This window comes from Sphingomonas spermidinifaciens, assembly GCF_002351485.1.
GTDB classification, from domain to species: Bacteria; Pseudomonadota; Alphaproteobacteria; order Sphingomonadales; family Sphingomonadaceae; genus Sphingomonas; species Sphingomonas spermidinifaciens.
Map to the genome: position 1 here is coordinate 622,806 of NZ_NWMW01000002.1, position 15,794 is coordinate 638,599.

The window sequence follows — 15,794 nt, forward strand, 5'->3', positions numbered from 1 at the left end:
GCCATTGCCGTGACCGGGGCAACGGCCTAACTCCTTCGCCATGCTCGATGCCCTGAACGCGCCTGTCGCGCCCCGTGCGGTCCGCCGCGCCGACTATCGCCCGCCCGAGTGGCAGGTGCCGCGCATCGCGCTCGACTTTGACCTCGATCCCACCGCCACCCGCGTCCGCGCGGTGCTCGAGGTCGAGCGCACTGGCGACCACGACGCGCCGCTCCATCTCGATGGCGACGGGCTGGAGCCGCTGTCGATTACCGTCGATGGCGCGCCGGCGGAGTGGACGGCCACCGACCGTGGCATCTCGATCGCGCTGAACGGGGCCAGGCATCGCATCGAGACCGAGGTGCTGATCCACCCCGAGCGCAACACCCAGCTGATGGGCCTCTATGCCTCGGGCGGGCTCCTGTGCACCCAGTGCGAGGCGGAGGGCTTTCGCCGCATCACCTTCTTCCCCGACCGGCCCGACGTGCTCAGCCGCTATTCGGTGCGGATGACCGCCGACAAGGCGCGCTTCCCGGTCCTTCTCGCCAATGGCGACCCGGTGGGGGCGGGCGACCTCGATGGCGGCCGACACTGGGCTGCGTGGGACGATCCCTTCCCCAAGCCCTGCTACCTGTTCGCGCTGGTCGCGGGCGACCTTGTCGCCAATCGCGACACCTTCGTCACCCGCTCGGGCCGCGAGGTCGCGCTCGGTATCTGGGTGCGCTCGCCTGACCTCGCCAAGACCGACCATGCGCTCGCCGCCCTCAAGACCTCGATGCGCTGGGACGAGGACGTCTATGGTCGCGAGTACGATCTCGACGTGTTCAACATCGTCGCGGTCGACGACTTCAATTTCGGTGCGATGGAGAACAAGGGGCTGAACATCTTCAACAGCCGCTATATTCTCGCCGATGCCGACACCGCGACCGATTACGACTATGACGCCGTCGCCGCGGTGGTCGCGCACGAATATTTCCACAACTGGTCGGGTAACCGCGTCACCTGCCGCGACTGGTTCCAGCTATCCCTCAAGGAAGGCTTCACCGTTTATCGCGACCAGAGCTTCTCCGCTGATCAGGGATCGGCCGCGGTCAAGCGGATCGAGGATGTGCGGTCGCTGCGCGCGGCGCAATTTCCCGAGGATGCCGGGCCGCTCGCGCATCCCGTCCGCCCCGACGCATATCTCGAGATTTCGAACTTCTACACCGCGACGATCTACAACAAGGGCGCGGAGGTCATCCGCATGATGGCCACGATCCTCGGCCCCGAGAAGTTCCGCGCGGGCAGCGACCTCTATTTCGACCGCCACGACGGCACCGCTGCGACGGTCGAGGATTTCGTTTGCGCGATGGAGGATGCGGGCGGCGTCGATCTCGCCCAGTTCCGCCGCTGGTACAGCCAGGCGGGCACGCCACGCGTCTCGGCGCGGCTGGAGCATGAGGCGGGCAGCGGCCGCGCGCGCCTGTATCTGCGCCAGACCGTCCCGCCGACACCCGGCCAGCCGACCAAGGACCCGATGGTCGTGCCGCTACGCATCAAGCTGTTCGGTGCGGAAACCGCCAACGCGCTCGGTTCCGAGCAGCTCGTCCTCCTCAAGGACGACGAGGCGGAGGTCGCGTTCGAGACGGTGACCGAGCCGCCGGTCCTGTCGATCAATCGCGGCTTCTCGGCCCCCGTGATCGTCGAGACCGACCGCGGTCCGGCCGAACTCGCCTTCCTCTCCGCGCACGACGACGATCCGTTCGCACGCTACGAGGCGATGCAGCAGCTGATGCTCGACACGCTGGTCGCCGCGGTCCGCCACGGCCGCGCGGACCAGGCGCCGGTCGTGGAGGCCGTCCGCAACACGCTCACCGACCCACGCCTCGACCCCGCCTTCGTCGCCGAGGCGGTGCTGCTTCCCTCCGACAGCTTCATCGGCGACCAGCTCGCGGTGGTCGATCCCGAGGCGATCTACCAGGCGCGCGAGGGGCTGCGCCGCGAGCTTGGCCAGACGCTCGTCGACCATTGGCGCGCGGCCTATGAGGGCGCGCGCGACAATCGCTTCGAATATACGCCTGCGGCCAAGGGCCGCCGCCGGCTCCGCACCGTGTCGCTCGGCTATATCGCGGCGTCAGGCGCCGCCGACGCCAGCGATCTCGCCTTTCGCCAGTTCGAGGAAGCGGACAACATGTCCGACCGGCAGGGGGCGCTGACGACGCTCGTTAATTCGGGGGGCGAGGAGGCTCGCGAGGCGGCGCTCGACATCTTCTACCATCGCTATGCGGGCAATGCGCTCGTCCTCGACAAGTGGTTCTCGACCCAGGCGCTGTCATCGCGGACCGACACCCTCGCCCGTGTCGTCGAGCTGTCGAACCATCGCGACTTCACCCTCGCCAATCCCAATCGCGCGCGCGCGCTCGTCGGCGCGTTCAGCGTCAACCAGCGCGCTTTCAATGCCGAGGACGGGGCGGGGTACCGCTTCGTCGCCGACCAGCTGATTGCGCTCGACAAGCTCAACCCGCAGACCGCGGCGAAGCTCGTTCCTCCGCTGGGCCGCTGGCGGCGCTTTGACGAGGGGCGCGCGAAGCTGATGCGCGCCGAGCTCGAGCGAATCCTGCGCACGCCCGGCCTGTCGAAGGACATGCTCGAGCAGGTCGGCAAGAGCCTCGACTGAGCCGGCGATGATTGCGCATCTGAAGGGCGTGCTGACCGCCGCCGGGCTCGACTCTGCGGTGATCGACGTGGGCGGCGTCGGCTATCTGGTCGGCGCCTCGACCAAAACGCTGGCCTCGCTCGGCCCGATCGGGTCGATGGCGGTGCTGCACACGCAGATGCTGGTGGCGGAGGATTTCATCCGCCTCGTCGGCTTTGCGAGCCCAGAGGAGCGCGACTGGTTCGGCTATCTGACCGCGGTGCAGGGGGTGGGGGCGCGGGTGGCGCTCGCCATCCTGTCGGTCCTGTCCCCCGACGAGCTTTCGACCGCGATCGCGCGCGGGGACAAGGCGATGGTCGGCCGCGCCAACGGCGTCGGCCCGAAACTCGCCGAGCGCATCGTCCGCGAACTGAAGGACAAGGGTACGATCGCTATCGGCCCGGCCGGTGCGACAGGGCCGCTCGGCGGACAGGCACAGGATGCCGTCTCGGCGCTCCTCAATCTCGGCTTCCGCCCCGCCGACGCCAGCGCCGCGGTGCGCGCGGCGGAGGATGCGCTCGGTGCGAACGTCCCCTTCGACACGCTGGTGCGCGAGGCGCTGAAGCGCGCGGCGAAATAGCCGGTTACGTATTCATTCCCGCGCCCAACCATTTGCGATTGTGCGCTTCCCGATCACCGTTAGCATCCTCTGACCGACCGGAGGCGACGTCCGGCGGCGGGGTTGTCGCAACAGCCGTGCGACAAGGAATGAGGATATGACAGGCTATTCGCGGCGTCAGACGCTCGCGTTCGCCGGCGCGCTCGGGCTGACTGCTTGCAGCGGAGGAAGCGGCGGCGGCGGGAGCCCGGCACCGAGCCCCAGCCCCTCGCCGGCTCCGACGCCAACTCCCACTCCCACCCCTTCACCGTCGCCCAGCCCGGCGGGCACGCTGGCCGCGGCCGCCGCGGCAAAGGGAATGCGGTTCGGCACCACCTTTGCCTTCGCCGCGCCGGGCGCCGATGCCGGCTCCTTCAACAATCCCGCCTATGCCGCGCTCATCGAGCGCGACTGCCAGCTCGTCGTCCCCGAGAACGAGATGAAGTGGGAATATCAGTCGAGCGCCGAGAACGTCTATGACTGGACGCGCGCCGACGCGATGCTGAACTATGCCGAGTCGAAGGGCCTGGAGATGCGCGGCCACGTCATGCTCTGGTATCTGCAGGATCGGCTGCCTGCATGGCTGCGCACCTACGACATGGGCGCGAACCCGCGCGCCACCGCCGAACGCATCATCCGCACCCATGTCCAGAACGTCTCCCGACATTTCGGCAATCGCATCAAGAGCTGGGACGTGGTGAACGAGGCGATCGAGCCGTCGACCGGCGCGATCCGCCGCAACATCCTGGGCGATGCGGTGGGCGGCAGTGCCGATATCATGGACCTCGCCTTCCGCACCGCTCGGGACGAGCTGCCTGGGACCGAACTCGTCTACAACGACTATATGGACTGGGGATCGACGACGCACCGCAATGGCGTGCTCGAGCTGCTGCGCGGCTTTCGCGACCGGAACGTGCCCGTCGACGCGCTGGGCATCCAGTCGCATATCGGCTTCTATTCGTCGGGCACGGCGCAATCGATCGCCGATGCGCAGATCCCGCAGATGCGCAACTGGCTCGATCAGGTGACGAGCCTCGGCTACAAGCTCATCATCACCGAGCTCGACGTGAGCGACCGCAATCGCACGGGCACGATCGAACAGCGCGACGCCGACGTGGCGGTCTACGGAAAGGCGTGGCTCGACCTTCTCTTCAGCTACCCGCAGCTCAAGGACGTGCTCGCCTGGGGAATGAACGACAAATATAGCTGGCTGCAAAGTTTCCAGCCGCGCCCCGACGGCTTGCCGCTCCGACCCTGCCCCTATGACGCCGCGGCCCAGCCCAAGCCGCTGTACGATTCGATCCGGCAGGCCTTCGCGGCGACGAGCGTGCGAACCTGACAAGCAGGGCAGGGCTTCGATGGGCTAATCCGAACGGTAGGAAAGCGCGCCAGCCTTCCCTGTTCGGGATGAGCTTGTCGAAGCCCCGTCCTAACTTCACTTCGGCGCTTCACCCTTGCGCCATCGGATGCGCACTTCGCGGCTCGACACCACCGGCTTGCCGTCCTCCAGCTTCGGCTTGACCCGGCCCTTCAGTGCCAGCGTGCGGCACGTGGCCTCGTTAACGTTCTGCGGCGCTTCGCTCTCGACGATCGTGCAGTTGGTGATCCGGCCCGCGACATCGACATCGATCTTCGCCACGATCGTCAGTTCTTCGCCCGCGGCGGGGTCGGGGGCGGCGGCCTGGAGCGCGAGGGCGAGGATCAGCATCGCGCCAGTCTAGCTGCGCCGCAGCACGCCGCCGATCTTCCCCAAGCTTCTCTGCGTCCCGTCCTGCTTTCGTTCCGCCGCGCGGGCGGCTAAGCGTGAATGCGTGACCGACGCCGACCGCATCCTCGCCCCCGTCCGCCGCCCTGAGGACGTCGATGCCGCGCTCCGCCCGCGCCACCTCGACGAGTTCGTGGGGCAGAAGGCGGCGCGGGAGAATCTGCGCGTGTTCATCGAGGCGGCGCGGGCGCGCGGCGAGGCGCTCGACCATGTTCTGTTCTTCGGGCCTCCCGGCCTCGGCAAGACGACGCTCGCGCAGATCATCGCGCGCGAGATGGGGACGGGGTTCCGCGCGACCAGCGGCCCGGTGATCGCACGCTCGGGCGACCTAGCCGCGCTGCTGACGAACCTCGAGGACGGCGACGTCCTGTTCATCGACGAGATCCACCGCCTCGCGCCCGCGGTCGAGGAAGTGCTGTATCCCGCGATGGAGGACCGCGCACTCGACCTGATGATCGGGGAGGGACCGTCGGCGCGCAGCGTCCGCATCGACTTGCCGCGCTTCACTTTGGTCGGCGCGACGACGCGGCAGGGGCTGCTGACGACGCCTCTGCGCGACCGTTTCGGCATCCCGGTACGGCTGCAATTCTATACCGTCGAGGAACTGACGCGCGTGGTCACCCGCGCGGCGGGGCTGCTCGGCCTCGCCATCGCGGATGATGGCGCGACCGAGGTGGCACGCCGGTCACGCGGCACCCCGCGCATCGCCGGCCGGCTCCTGCGCCGCGTGCGCGACTTCGCCGATGTGGCGGGCGCGCCGGTGGTGGATGCGGACGTTGCCGACCGTGCGCTCAACCGGCTCGAGGTCGATCGCCTCGGCCTTGATGCGATGGACCGGCGCTACCTGACGATGATCGCCGACATCTACCGCGGCGGGCCGGTGGGCGTGGAGACACTGGCCGCTGGCCTCAGCGAGCCGCGCGACACGATCGAGGAAGTGATCGAGCCCTATCTCATCCAGATCGGCATGGTGGCCCGCACCGCTCGCGGCCGCTGCCTCAACGCCGCCGGCTGGAAGCACCTCGGCATCGAGCCGCCCGCGGGGGTGCAGGACGGCCTTTTCGACTGAACTCGGCCAGACACCTCGCCCATTGGTCGCGAACAGGCATCGAGCGAGGTCGAGAGCCCGTATCGACAAGCGTGCCGGCGACTCGGGGCGGACGGGAGCGTTAAAGCGGCCTTACGCTTTGACCCTCCGCCCCACCCCCGATAAAGCCCCGCTGGCATGACGTCAGACGTCCCCTCCACCGGCCGGTTCGAAGGCGCCGAGCACCGCTTTCCGGTGCGCGTCTATTTCGAGGATACCGACCTGTCGGGCGTCGTCTATCACGCCAACTACCTGCGCTATATGGAGCGCGCCCGCTCTGACATGCTGCGCGTCGCGGGCATCGACCAGCGTGCCGCGTTCGAGGGTGGGGAGGGCGTCTATGCCGTCCGCGACGTAAGCTTGCGCTTCGCCGCGCCCGCGCGCCTCGACGACGACCTGGTCGTCGTCAGCCGGCTGACCGCCGTCCGCCCGGCATCGGCCACCATTCAGCAACGAGTCATGAAGGGCACGGCCATTCTGGTAGAGGCCAGCGTCGAGGCGGTGTTCGTCACCCCCTCGGGCCGCCCGCGCCGCCAGCCGCTTCAGTGGCTCGACATCTTCGCCCGCCTTCTGCCTCAAGGGGACTGAGCCCGCATGGAAGCCGCCTTCGTCAATACCGACGCCGCCACGTTGTCGCCGATCGCGCTGTTCCTTCAGGCCGATTTCATCGTGAAGGGCGTGATGCTGGGCCTGCTGCTCGCCAGCATCTGGACCTGGGCGATCATCATCGGCTTCCGGGTGAAGGTCGGCCGCACGAAGAAGGCGATCGAGACGTTCGAGGGCGATTATCGCCGCGCCGACGATGTCGATGCCTTCCACCGCAAGCATGCCGAGAGCGAGCTGCCGATCGCCCGCGTCTTTTCCGCCGGCGTGGCCGAATGGCGCCGCTCAACGGCGGGCAAGACGATCGACCGGGAGGGTACGCGCGAGCGGCTCGCCACCGCGATGGGTGCGGCCGTCGCGGCGGAGATCGACCGGCTGGGCGACCGGCTCAACATCCTTGCCACCGTGGGCTCGGTCGCGCCATTCGTCGGGCTGTTCGGCACCGTCTGGGGCATCATGCGCAGCTTCACCAGCATCGCCGCGGAGCAGAACTCGTCGCTGGCGGTGGTGGCGCCGGGCATCGCAGAGGCGCTGTTCGCGACCGCCATCGGGTTGTTCGCGGCAATCCCTGCCGTCATCGCCTATAACCGGTTCGCGCACGCGATCGACCGGATCGAGGCGAGGCTCAACCGCTTCGCCGACGGCTTTCACGCCACGCTCAGCCGCCAGCTCGAGCTCGCCTGATGGGCGCCAACTTGCCTTCTCGCCGGGGGCGCGGGCGGCGCGCGCCGATGGCGGACATCAACGTCACGCCGCTCGTCGACGTGATGCTCGTCCTCCTCATCATCTTCATGGTCACGGCACCGCTGCTGACCGCGGGCGTGCCCGTCAACCTGCCGGAAAGCCGGGCCAAGGCACTCGATCAGGAGCAGGAGCCGGTGCAGGTCGCGATCGACGATGCGGGCCGCATCTTCGTCAACGACAACGAACTGACCGAGGCGCAGCTACCTGACGCGCTGGCGGAAATCGCCACGGCCAACGCCACCGGCGAGCCGCCCGCGATCCTCGTGCGTGCCGACCGCACCACCAATTATGGCAAGTTCATGAGCGTGATGGGCGAGCTCAACCGCGCCGGGCTGAACCGCGTGTCGTTGGTGACGCTCGGCGCCAGCGAGCGCTGAGCCAGCGATGGATCGCGCCGAACGCATTGGCTTGGGCGCCGCCGTCGTCGGCCACGTCGTGCTGTTCGGCCTGCTCTCGGTCGGCTTTCTCGCGACGCCCAATCCGACCGAGCTGAAGCCGGTGCCGATCGACGTCAGCCTTGTCGACGAGGTGGGGCTTGAGGCACAGGCCCCCGCCTCGATCGAGCCGCCCGCCACTTCGATCGCGCCGGAGGCTGGCCCGCCCGAGGACGCCGCCCCGCCCGAGCCAGAGGCGGCGCCCGATCCCGAGCCGCAGCCCGAACCGGAGCCTGCGCCGCCGCAGCCCGCCCCCGAGCCGCGCCCGGCCCCCAAGCCTGCGCCCAAGGCCCAGCCGCAGCCGCGAAGGCCCGCCGCTGCCCCCAAGGAGAAGGCGCGGCCCAAGGCCGAGCCCAAACCAGCCCCCAAGGCGGCCGCGAAGGCAGCCCCCAAGGCAGCACCCGCAACCAAGGCGCAGCCAAAGGCCGCCGCTGCCAAGGGAACGGGTCGCGACACCGCCGCCAAGGCGAGCCGTCCGCGGGGCTCGCGGCTCGGCGACGATTTCCTGAAGGGCCTGACCGATACGCCGAGCGAGAGCCGCGCGCCCAACCCGCCGTCGGCGGCGCGCATCGACGCCCGCGCGCTTGCCGGGATACGCGACGCGATCCGGCGGCAGATCCAGCCTTGTGCCGACCGCCAGAGCACGACGGGGATGCCCGGCGCCAACAACATCGTGACGGTGCTCAATCTGCGCCTCAATCGCGACGGGACGCTGGCCGGCAATCCGAAGATGGTGCGCCAGACGGGTATCTCCGGCGAGAATGAGCGCTACGCGCAGCGCGTCGCCGATCTCGGCATCGCCGCCTTTCGCGCCTGCACGCCGCTGAAGCTGCCCGCCGAGTTCTACCAGACCGCCAATGGCGGCTGGAGCAATATCAACTATAACTGGCAGCTCCGTTGAGCCGCCGAGAGGAGCGTTCGATGCTGAAACTGCGGATGCTGGTCGCCCTGTCGGGCTGCCTCGCGCTCGGGCCGCTCGTCGCGCAGGAAGCGCCGCCGCCGGCGCCCCTCGACGTGCCTCAGGTCGCCGTGCCGGCGGGGCAGGATCAGGCACCGCCGCCGCTTGAGGTCGACGTGACCGGTGGCATCTCGGCGCCGATGCCGATCGCCATCCCCATCATGCCGACCCCCGCGGTCCAGTCTACGCCCGCGGGCTCGACGGACGATCTGGGGCGCCAGATGGCCGAGATCGTGACCGCCGACCTCAAGAATTCCGGCCTGTTCACCCCGCTCCAGCCCGGCCAGCTTCGCGCCGTCGTCTTTCCCGAGGTGACAGCGCCCGCCTATGACTATTGGGGCGGCACGGGGGCGCAGGCGCTGGTGCAGGGGTTCGTCCGCTCGAACGGCGACGGCACGCTGACGGTCGGCTGCTACCTCTACGACGTCTTCTCGAAGATCGAGCTCGCGCGGCAGGGCTTTGTCGTCCAGCCGTCGGACTGGCGGCGCGCGGCGCACAAATGCGCCGACACGGTCTATACCCGCCTGACCGGCGAGGGGCCGTATTTTGACAGCCGCATCGTCTATGTCAGTGAGACGGGGCCCAAGAACAAGCGAATCAAGCGCCTCGCGATCATGGACCAGGACGGCGCCAATCACCGCTTCCTGACCAATGGCCAGTCGATCGTGCTAACGCCGCGCTTCGCGCCGAACCAGCAGTCGATCGTTTACATGAGCTATGTCGGCGATCAGCCGGCCATCTATGTCTACGATCTCGCCAGCGGGCGGCAGCGCAAGGTGGTGCAGGGGGTCAGCCTGACCTTCGCGCCGCGCTTCTCGCCCGATGGCCGGTCAATCCTGTTTTCGATGGCGCAGAGCGGCAACACCGACCTCTACCGCGTGTCGGCGCAGGGGGGCAGCCCGCAGCGGCTGACCAACTCGCCCGGCATCGACACCGGCGGCAGCTATTCGCCCGATGGCAGCCGCATCGTCTTCGAAAGCGACCGCGGCGGCTCGCAGCAACTCTATGTCATGAACGCCGATGGCTCGAATCAGCGGCGGATCAGCTTTGGCGGCGGCCGCTACGGCACGCCGGTCTGGAGCCCGCGCGGCGACCTGATCGCGTTCACGCGCATTGCGGGCGGGTTCAAAATCGGGGTGATGAATGCCGATGGTGGCGGTGAGAAGCTGCTGACCGACGCCTGGGGCGACGAGGGGCCGAGCTGGGCACCCAATGGCCGTGTGTTGACCTTCCTCCGCTCGGCGCAGGGCTCGGGTCGATCGCAGGTCTGGTCGGTCGATCTCACCGGCGTCAACGAGCGTCGGATCGGCACCCCGCTCGACGGGTCGGACCCCAGCTGGGGCCCGGTCCGGCCGTGATTCTGTCGAATCGTTGCGGCGACGCGACGATCTGAAACGAAACGGGCTTTCAACGGTTCGTCGCATCGGGAACGAGCGACCGACCCATTTTCCGAGGAGACCGACATGGCCAACCGTAAAGCTGCGCTCGTGATGAGCGTCGCACTGATCGCCGTCGCCGGCTGCGCCAAGAAGCGCCCCCCTGTCCTGCCGCCCGCGCCGGGCGAGAGCACCACGGCGCCCGGCACCGGCGGCGAAACGGGCGGCCAGGTCGGCACCGGCGCGCTGCCCGGCTCGGCCGAGGATTTCCGCCGTTCGGTCCGATCGGACACCGTCAACTTCGCGCTCGACAGCTACGACATCGATCCCGATGCGCGCGCGATCCTAGACACCCAGGCGCAGTGGCTGACTCAATATCCGAACGTTCGCGTGACGATCGAGGGGCATTGCGACGAGCGCGGCACCCGCGAGTACAATCTCGCGCTCGGCGACCGGCGTGCCAACTCGGCCAAGAACTATCTGGTCGCGCGCGGCATCGACGCCGGGCGGATTACGACGATCAGCTACGGCAAGGAACGCCCGCAGGCGGTCGGATCGGACGAGGGCGCCTATGCCCAGAACCGCCGCGCGGTAACGGTGGTGATCTCCTAAGGAAGGCGGAAGCGGGACCTCAGACCAGGTCAGGAGTGACGACGATCGGGGCGGGAGCCTTGGCGCAGCTTTCCTTACCCCGGCTCCAGAGCCGGGGTTCCGCTTCCCCCCTCGACGCGTTCAGCCCCCGCGATACGCGGGCCGCTTCTCCGGTACGAATGCCTTGCCCGGATCGAACGCCTCGTCGAGCATCCGCGCGAGCCTCAGCCCCGCGCGCTCGATCTGGAGTCGCTGTACCGGCACCATCTTCTCGATCGCCTGCGGCGTCACCGTCACGGGCCCTGTTGGCTCCGGCCCGCACGCCTCGCCTAGCGCCAGCGCGTACGCCGTATCGCGGCTCGCTTCCCAGCTCTGCCGGCTCCAGTCCTCGACGCTGCCGCTCGCAAGCGACGCGCGCTCGTCCGCCGAATAGACGCGGAAGAGCGAGGGCGGCGTCGTTACCGCGCGCTCGGCAAGCGGCGAGTCCCAGATCGAATGGAGGTTGAGCCACTTGGCCGTGACCGGCCCATAGCTCGCCTTCACATCATTGCCCCCGCGATCGCCGCGATCGCCGCCGTGCGGGGGCGCGTGCAGGTCGCCGACGAAATGGATTAGGAAGGCAAGCGCCATCGCCTTTTCGCGCGCGGGCACGGTGCGGTTCTGGAGCAGCTTCACCTGCCGCTCGATCTGCGCCGAGACGCAATTGCCGTCCTTGCACGCGGCTTTCGGATCGAACGGCTTGCAGACATCGACATTCTGATAGTGCCAGCTCGCCGAATAGCTGAACCGGTCGCCCAGCCCGCGCACGCAGTCGGGCCAGACCGACGCGGCCTCGGGCGTCGCGACCTTGCATTCCGGCGTCTGGAGGAGGGGCGGGGCGCCGCGCAGCATCGCCCGCACCGCCCGCGCCGTCTCCGGCCGGACGTTGAGCATCGCGATCCGCGCGATCGCTTCATGCGTGAAGAAGCCATAGGCCTGGGCGCTTGCCGGTGCGAGCAGCAGCGCCAGGGCTAGAAGCAGCCGCCTCACTGCTCGTCGCCATAGATCGCGACGATGCGTGCGCCGCCGGCGCTCACCCGGCCGCGATACATGCCAGCGGTGTTGAAGCTCCACGCCATCTCGCCGGTTGGCCCGGTCACGATCACGCCGCCGGTGCCGCCCAGCGCCTGGGTCTCCGCCATCACCGTGTCGGCGGCGGCCTTGAGGCTCTCGCCCTTGAAGCGGACGCGGGCGCAGATCTCGTGCGCCACGCCCTCGCGGATAAAGAACTCGCCCGCACCCGTCGCCGACACGGCACAGGCGCGATCGTCGGCATAGGTGCCCGCCCCGATCAGTGGCGAATCACCGACCCGGCCCCAGCGCTTGCCGGTGACGCCCCCGGTCGAGGTGGCGGCGGCGACATGCCCAGCGCTGTCCCGCGCGACCGCGCCGACGGTGCCGTATTTCATGTCGATGTCGAAGGCGTCGGCCTTGCGCGCCTTCAGTTCCTCGAGCTGGCGGCGGCGCTCCTCGGTACCGAACCATTCCGGCCCGGCCTGCTCCAGCCCCTGCTCCTTCGAGAAGGTGTCGGCGCCCGCGCCCGCGAGCATCACGTGCGGGCTGTTCTCCATCACCCGGCGCGCAAGGCCGATCGGGTTCTTGGTCGCGGTCACGCCCGCCACCGCACCCGCCTTGCGCGTCGTCCCCTCCATGATCGCGGCGTCGAGCTCGTTGCGTCCCTCATAGGTGAAGACCGCGCCGCGCCCGGCGTTGAAGCTGGGATCGTCCTCCAGCACGCGCACCGCCGCCTCGACCGCGTCGAGCGCGCTGCCGCCACGCGCCAGCACCTTCTCCCCCGCCGATAGCGCCGCATCGAGGCCGGCACGCGCCGCCTTCTCGCGCTCGGGCGTCATCCGTTCGCGTTCGATCACCCCTGCGCCGCCGTGGATGACAAGGGTCCAGCCGGCATTGTCTTCGGCTTGGGCAGCGGCGGCGGTCATGGCGAGCACTCCGGCAAGAGCGAGGAAGCGGATGGACATGGCGAACCTCGGCTGGGGGATGATGGATGCCCGCGCCTTTGCCAGAAAGCCGCTCGGCTTGCACGCCCCGCCATGCCCGCTATCGTTACGATCGAAACTGCCGAGAAGGGCCTTCAATCCGTGCGTTCTTTCCTGATGATTGGTGCCGCCCTGTCGGCGCTTTCGACCCCGCTTTTCGCCCGTCCCGCCGATCCCGCTCCTGCGCCCGTCGCCGATCTCATCAAGTCGGTTGATATCCCGTACGAGAGCTTCACGCTGAAGAACGGCCTGCGCGTGCTCGTGCATACCGACCGCAAGGCGCCGGTCGTGGCGGTGTCGGTCTGGTACGATGTGGGGTCGAAGCACGAGCCCAAGGGCAAGACCGGCTTCGCGCATCTGTTCGAGCATTTGATGTTCAACGGGACCGAGAATGCGCCCGGTGACTTCTTCGAGCCTTTGCGCTCGGCGGGGGCCACCGACCTCAACGGCACTACCAGCTTTGATCGCACCAATTACTTCGAGACCGTGCCGAAGGCCGCGCTCGACCGCGTGCTGTTCCTCGAAAGCGATCGGATGGGCTATTTGCTGGGAGCGGTGACGCAAGGCGTGCTCGACGAGCAGCGGGGCGTCGTCCAGAACGAGAAGCGTCAGGGCGACAACCAGCCCTATGGCCAGGTCCGCTACAAGTCGGTCGAAGGGCTGTTCCCGCCCGGCCACCCCTATCACCACTCGACGATCGGCTCGATGGCCGACTTGCAGGCCGCGAGCCTCGCCGACGTGAAGACGTGGTTCCGCAGCTTTTACGGCCCCAACAATGCCGTCATCGCGCTGGCCGGCGATATCGACGTCGCGACCGCGCGGCCGCTGATGGAGAGATATTTCGGCGCGATCCCCGCCGGGCCGAAGGTCGTGGCGCCGTCGGCGCCGGTGCCCACGCTGCCCGCCCCGGTCAGCGAGACGATCCGCGACCGTGTCGCGACGACGCGCCTCTATCGCTTTTGGGCAGTACCCGGCCTGCGCGACGCCGACGCGGCGCTGCTCGACGTGGCGGCGGGGGCGCTCGGCGGGCTGGCGAGCTCGCGCCTCGATACCGAACTCGTCCGCAAGCAGAAGCTGGCGGTCAGCGTGTCGGCCTATAACCAGTCATTCACTCAGGTCGGCATGTTCGGCGTGACGATGGACGTGAAGCCCGGCGTCGATGCCAAGGCCGCCGCCGCCGCGCTCGACCGGGTGATCGCCGACTTCCTGCGCACCGGCCCGACTGCGGACGAAGCGCGGCGTGTAGCGACGACGGCGATCGCCGGTCGCCTCGCGGGGCTCGAGGCCGTGGGCGGTGGTGGGGGCAAGGCGGGGACGCTGGCCTCGGGCCTCCTGTTCGCGGGCGATCCCGAATACTACAAGAAGGAGCTGGCCGAACTCGCCGCGGCGACACCCGAGCGGGTCAAGGCGGTGACGACCAAATGGCTCTCGCGCCCGGTATATGCGCTGACCGTCGAGCCGGGCCAGCGCGAGGCCTATGCCGAGGTGACCGGCGCGCCCGCGACGACGCCCGGCAACAACGCCGCGCCGCAGCCCGCCACGGCCGAGGGGCCGGCCAAGGGCACGCGCGGGGCCCTGCCCGAGGTGGGCGAGGTGCGCGACATCGCCTTCCCAAAGGTTGAGCGAACGCGCCTGTCGAACGGGATCGAGCTCGTCTATGCGCGCCAGCCCGCGCTCCCGGTCACGCGTGCGGTGATGAGCTTCGACGCGGGCATCGTCGCTGATCCGGCGGGCAAACTCGGCCTCGGCAACCTCACCCTCGCTCTCATGGACGAGGGGACGACGACCCGCGATGCGCTGGCGCTCGCTGAGGCGCAGGAGCGGCTGGGCGCGCAGATCGTCACCACCAACGATGCCGATCGCTCGCGCGTCGGCGTTTTTGCACCGAGCGTCAACTTGTCCGGCGCGGTGGCGTTGCTGGGCGACGTGGTGCGCAACCCGGCCTTCGCGCCGACCGAGATCGAGCGGGTGCGCGGCCAGACGCTGGCGCGCATCGCTGCCGAGGCGACGAGCCCTGCCGGCCTGTCGCAGCGCGCACTGCCGCCGCTCGTCTATGGCGCCACATCGCCCTATGCGAAGCTCGCAGCGGGGACAGGCGACCCGGCGGCGGTCAGGGCCGCGACGCGCGCCGACCTCATCGCCTATCAGCAGGCATGGCTGCGCCCCGACAAGGCCAAGGTCTTCGTCGTCAGCGACCGACCACTGGCCGAGGTGAAGGCGGCGTTCGATGCAGCGCTGGGCGACTGGCGCGTGGCCGGCCCGGCCGGCGTGAAGCCCGCCGCCGGCACGGGCGCGACCGCCACCCCGCGGATCGTCCTGATCGACCGGCCGGACTCGCCGCAATCGCTGATCGCCGCGGGCCAGCTGACGCCGCTCGATGCGAAGGGCGAGCTGCTGCCCGTCCTCACCGCCAACGAGGTGCTGGGCTCGGGCTTTTTGAGCAGGATCAACATGGACCTGCGCGAGGCGAAGGGCTGGTCTTACGGCGTGCGCGGCGGCTTTTCGCGGCTGGCGGGGGCAGTGCCCTATACCCTCAACGCGCCGGTGCAGGCGGACAAGACCGGCCCGGCGATCGCGGCGCTGCGCGAGCAGATCGGAGGGTTCCTGACGACGAGGGGCGTGACACCGGCTGAGTTCACGCGGACGATCCAGGGCGAAACACGCGAGCTGGCCGGCACGTTCGAGACGAGCGCCAGCGTGCTGACCGCGATGGAGACCAACGATCTCTATGGCCGGCCCGACGATTACTACGACACGATCGCGCAAAAATATCGCGCGTTGACCGCGGGCGAGCTTGACGCTGCGGCAAGGCGGGCGATCGACCCGGACCGCTTCGTCTGGGTGGTTGTTGGCGACGCGGCCAAGGTCCGGAGCCAGCTTGACAGCCTCGGCCTGCCTGTCGAGGTGGTGGGAACCGGCGCGTCGACACCGCGCGCTGCGGCCAATTGA

Annotated in this window: 14 protein-coding genes; 11 read left to right on the forward strand and 3 right to left on the reverse strand. The window is 69.0% G+C overall.

Annotation, left to right across the window (positions count from 1 at the left end):
• Window positions 1–40 precede the first annotated feature (40 nt).
• The 3 genes from pepN to COC42_RS13000 all read left to right on the forward strand — a co-directional run bounded on the left by pepN (window position 41) and on the right by COC42_RS13000 (window position 4,590).
• Window positions 41–2,635 carry an aminopeptidase N gene (gene pepN, locus COC42_RS12990; RefSeq protein WP_096343724.1) on the forward strand — a complete coding sequence of 865 codons (2,595 nt, stop codon included), beginning with the start codon at window positions 41–43 and terminating at the stop codon, window positions 2,633–2,635.
• A gap of 7 nt (window positions 2,636–2,642) precedes the next feature.
• Window positions 2,643–3,233: a Holliday junction branch migration protein RuvA gene (ruvA, locus tag COC42_RS12995; RefSeq protein ID WP_096343725.1), complete on the forward strand. Its 591-nt coding sequence runs from the start codon at window positions 2,643–2,645 to the stop codon at window positions 3,231–3,233.
• 136 nt (window positions 3,234–3,369) lie between these two features.
• Window positions 3,370–4,590, forward strand: coding sequence for an endo-1,4-beta-xylanase (locus tag COC42_RS13000; protein WP_096343726.1), 1,221 nt, complete (start codon window positions 3,370–3,372; stop codon window positions 4,588–4,590).
• A gap of 96 nt (window positions 4,591–4,686) precedes the next feature.
• On the opposite strand, the gene COC42_RS13005 is transcribed toward COC42_RS13000, so the two are convergent.
• Window positions 4,687–4,959 (reverse strand): energy transducer TonB, encoded by a 273-nt coding sequence (locus COC42_RS13005; protein ID WP_096343727.1) that lies wholly within the window; start codon window positions 4,957–4,959, stop codon window positions 4,687–4,689.
• Window positions 4,960–5,062: 103 nt separating this feature from the next.
• On the opposite strand from COC42_RS13005, the gene ruvB reads away from it, so the two are divergent.
• The 7 genes from ruvB (at window position 5,063) to pal (ending at window position 10,830) form a co-directional block, all read left to right on the forward strand.
• Entirely contained in the window at window positions 5,063–6,085 is a 1,023-nt protein-coding gene (ruvB, locus tag COC42_RS13010) for a Holliday junction branch migration DNA helicase RuvB (protein ID WP_096343728.1), read from the forward strand.
• Window positions 6,086–6,241: 156 nt separating this feature from the next.
• Window positions 6,242–6,691, forward strand: a complete 450-nt coding sequence (gene ybgC, locus COC42_RS13015) for a tol-pal system-associated acyl-CoA thioesterase (RefSeq protein WP_096343729.1) — start codon at window positions 6,242–6,244, stop codon at window positions 6,689–6,691.
• Between the two features lie 6 nt (window positions 6,692–6,697).
• A complete protein-coding gene (tolQ, locus tag COC42_RS13020; RefSeq protein ID WP_096343730.1) occupies window positions 6,698–7,390 on the forward strand; it encodes a protein TolQ in 693 nt (230 codons plus the stop codon).
• Window positions 7,390–7,827: a protein TolR gene (gene tolR, locus COC42_RS13025; RefSeq protein WP_096343731.1), complete on the forward strand. Its 438-nt coding sequence runs from the start codon at window positions 7,390–7,392 to the stop codon at window positions 7,825–7,827. Before tolQ ends, tolR begins: the two co-directional genes overlap by 1 nt.
• A 7-nt stretch (window positions 7,828–7,834) precedes the next feature.
• On the forward strand, window positions 7,835–8,785 hold the full coding sequence (locus tag COC42_RS13030) for a cell envelope biogenesis protein TolA (protein WP_096343732.1): 951 nt from the start codon (window positions 7,835–7,837) through the stop codon (window positions 8,783–8,785).
• Window positions 8,786–8,805: 20 nt separating this feature from the next.
• On the forward strand, window positions 8,806–10,200 hold the full coding sequence (gene tolB / locus COC42_RS13035; RefSeq protein WP_096343733.1) for a Tol-Pal system beta propeller repeat protein TolB: 1,395 nt from the start codon (window positions 8,806–8,808) through the stop codon (window positions 10,198–10,200).
• Window positions 10,201–10,305: 105 nt separating this feature from the next.
• Window positions 10,306–10,830, forward strand: a complete 525-nt coding sequence (gene pal, locus COC42_RS13040) for a peptidoglycan-associated lipoprotein Pal (RefSeq protein WP_096343734.1) — start codon at window positions 10,306–10,308, stop codon at window positions 10,828–10,830.
• Between the two features lie 120 nt (window positions 10,831–10,950).
• Here pal and COC42_RS13045 read toward each other — a convergent pair whose 3' ends face one another.
• Window positions 10,951–11,838, reverse strand: a complete 888-nt coding sequence (locus COC42_RS13045) for a S1/P1 nuclease (protein ID WP_096343735.1) — start codon at window positions 11,836–11,838, stop codon at window positions 10,951–10,953.
• Window positions 11,835–12,788: an isoaspartyl peptidase/L-asparaginase family protein gene (locus COC42_RS13050; RefSeq protein WP_096344199.1), complete on the reverse strand. Its 954-nt coding sequence runs from the start codon at window positions 12,786–12,788 to the stop codon at window positions 11,835–11,837. Before COC42_RS13050 ends, COC42_RS13045 begins: the two co-directional genes overlap by 4 nt.
• Before the next feature lie 174 nt (window positions 12,789–12,962).
• Here COC42_RS13050 and COC42_RS13055 point away from each other — a divergent pair, with 174 nt between their 5' ends.
• Window positions 12,963–15,794 (forward strand): M16 family metallopeptidase, encoded by a 2,832-nt coding sequence (locus tag COC42_RS13055; RefSeq protein ID WP_245844242.1) that lies wholly within the window; start codon window positions 12,963–12,965, stop codon window positions 15,792–15,794.

Bases quoted from the DNA above. Each gene is read 5' to 3' on its own strand.
- pepN (WP_096343724.1), top strand. From the start codon at position 41: ATGCTCGATGCCCTGAACGCGCCTGTCGCGCCCCGTGCGGTCCGCCGC.
- ruvA (WP_096343725.1), top strand. From the start codon at position 2,643: ATGATTGCGCATCTGAAGGGCGTGCTGACCGCCGCCGGGCTCGACTCT.
- COC42_RS13000 (WP_096343726.1), top strand. From the start codon at position 3,370: ATGACAGGCTATTCGCGGCGTCAGACGCTCGCGTTCGCCGGCGCGCTC.
- COC42_RS13005 (WP_096343727.1), bottom strand. From the start codon at position 4,959: ATGCTGATCCTCGCCCTCGCGCTCCAGGCCGCCGCCCCCGACCCCGCC.
- ybgC (WP_096343729.1), top strand. From the start codon at position 6,242: ATGACGTCAGACGTCCCCTCCACCGGCCGGTTCGAAGGCGCCGAGCAC.
- tolQ (WP_096343730.1), top strand. From the start codon at position 6,698: ATGGAAGCCGCCTTCGTCAATACCGACGCCGCCACGTTGTCGCCGATC.
- tolR (WP_096343731.1), top strand. From the start codon at position 7,390: ATGGGCGCCAACTTGCCTTCTCGCCGGGGGCGCGGGCGGCGCGCGCCG.
- COC42_RS13030 (WP_096343732.1), top strand. From the start codon at position 7,835: ATGGATCGCGCCGAACGCATTGGCTTGGGCGCCGCCGTCGTCGGCCAC.
- tolB (WP_096343733.1), top strand. From the start codon at position 8,806: ATGCTGAAACTGCGGATGCTGGTCGCCCTGTCGGGCTGCCTCGCGCTC.
- pal (WP_096343734.1), top strand. From the start codon at position 10,306: ATGGCCAACCGTAAAGCTGCGCTCGTGATGAGCGTCGCACTGATCGCC.
- COC42_RS13050 (WP_096344199.1), bottom strand. From the start codon at position 12,788: ATGACCGCCGCCGCTGCCCAAGCCGAAGACAATGCCGGCTGGACCCTT.
- COC42_RS13055 (WP_245844242.1), top strand. From the start codon at position 12,963: ATGATTGGTGCCGCCCTGTCGGCGCTTTCGACCCCGCTTTTCGCCCGT.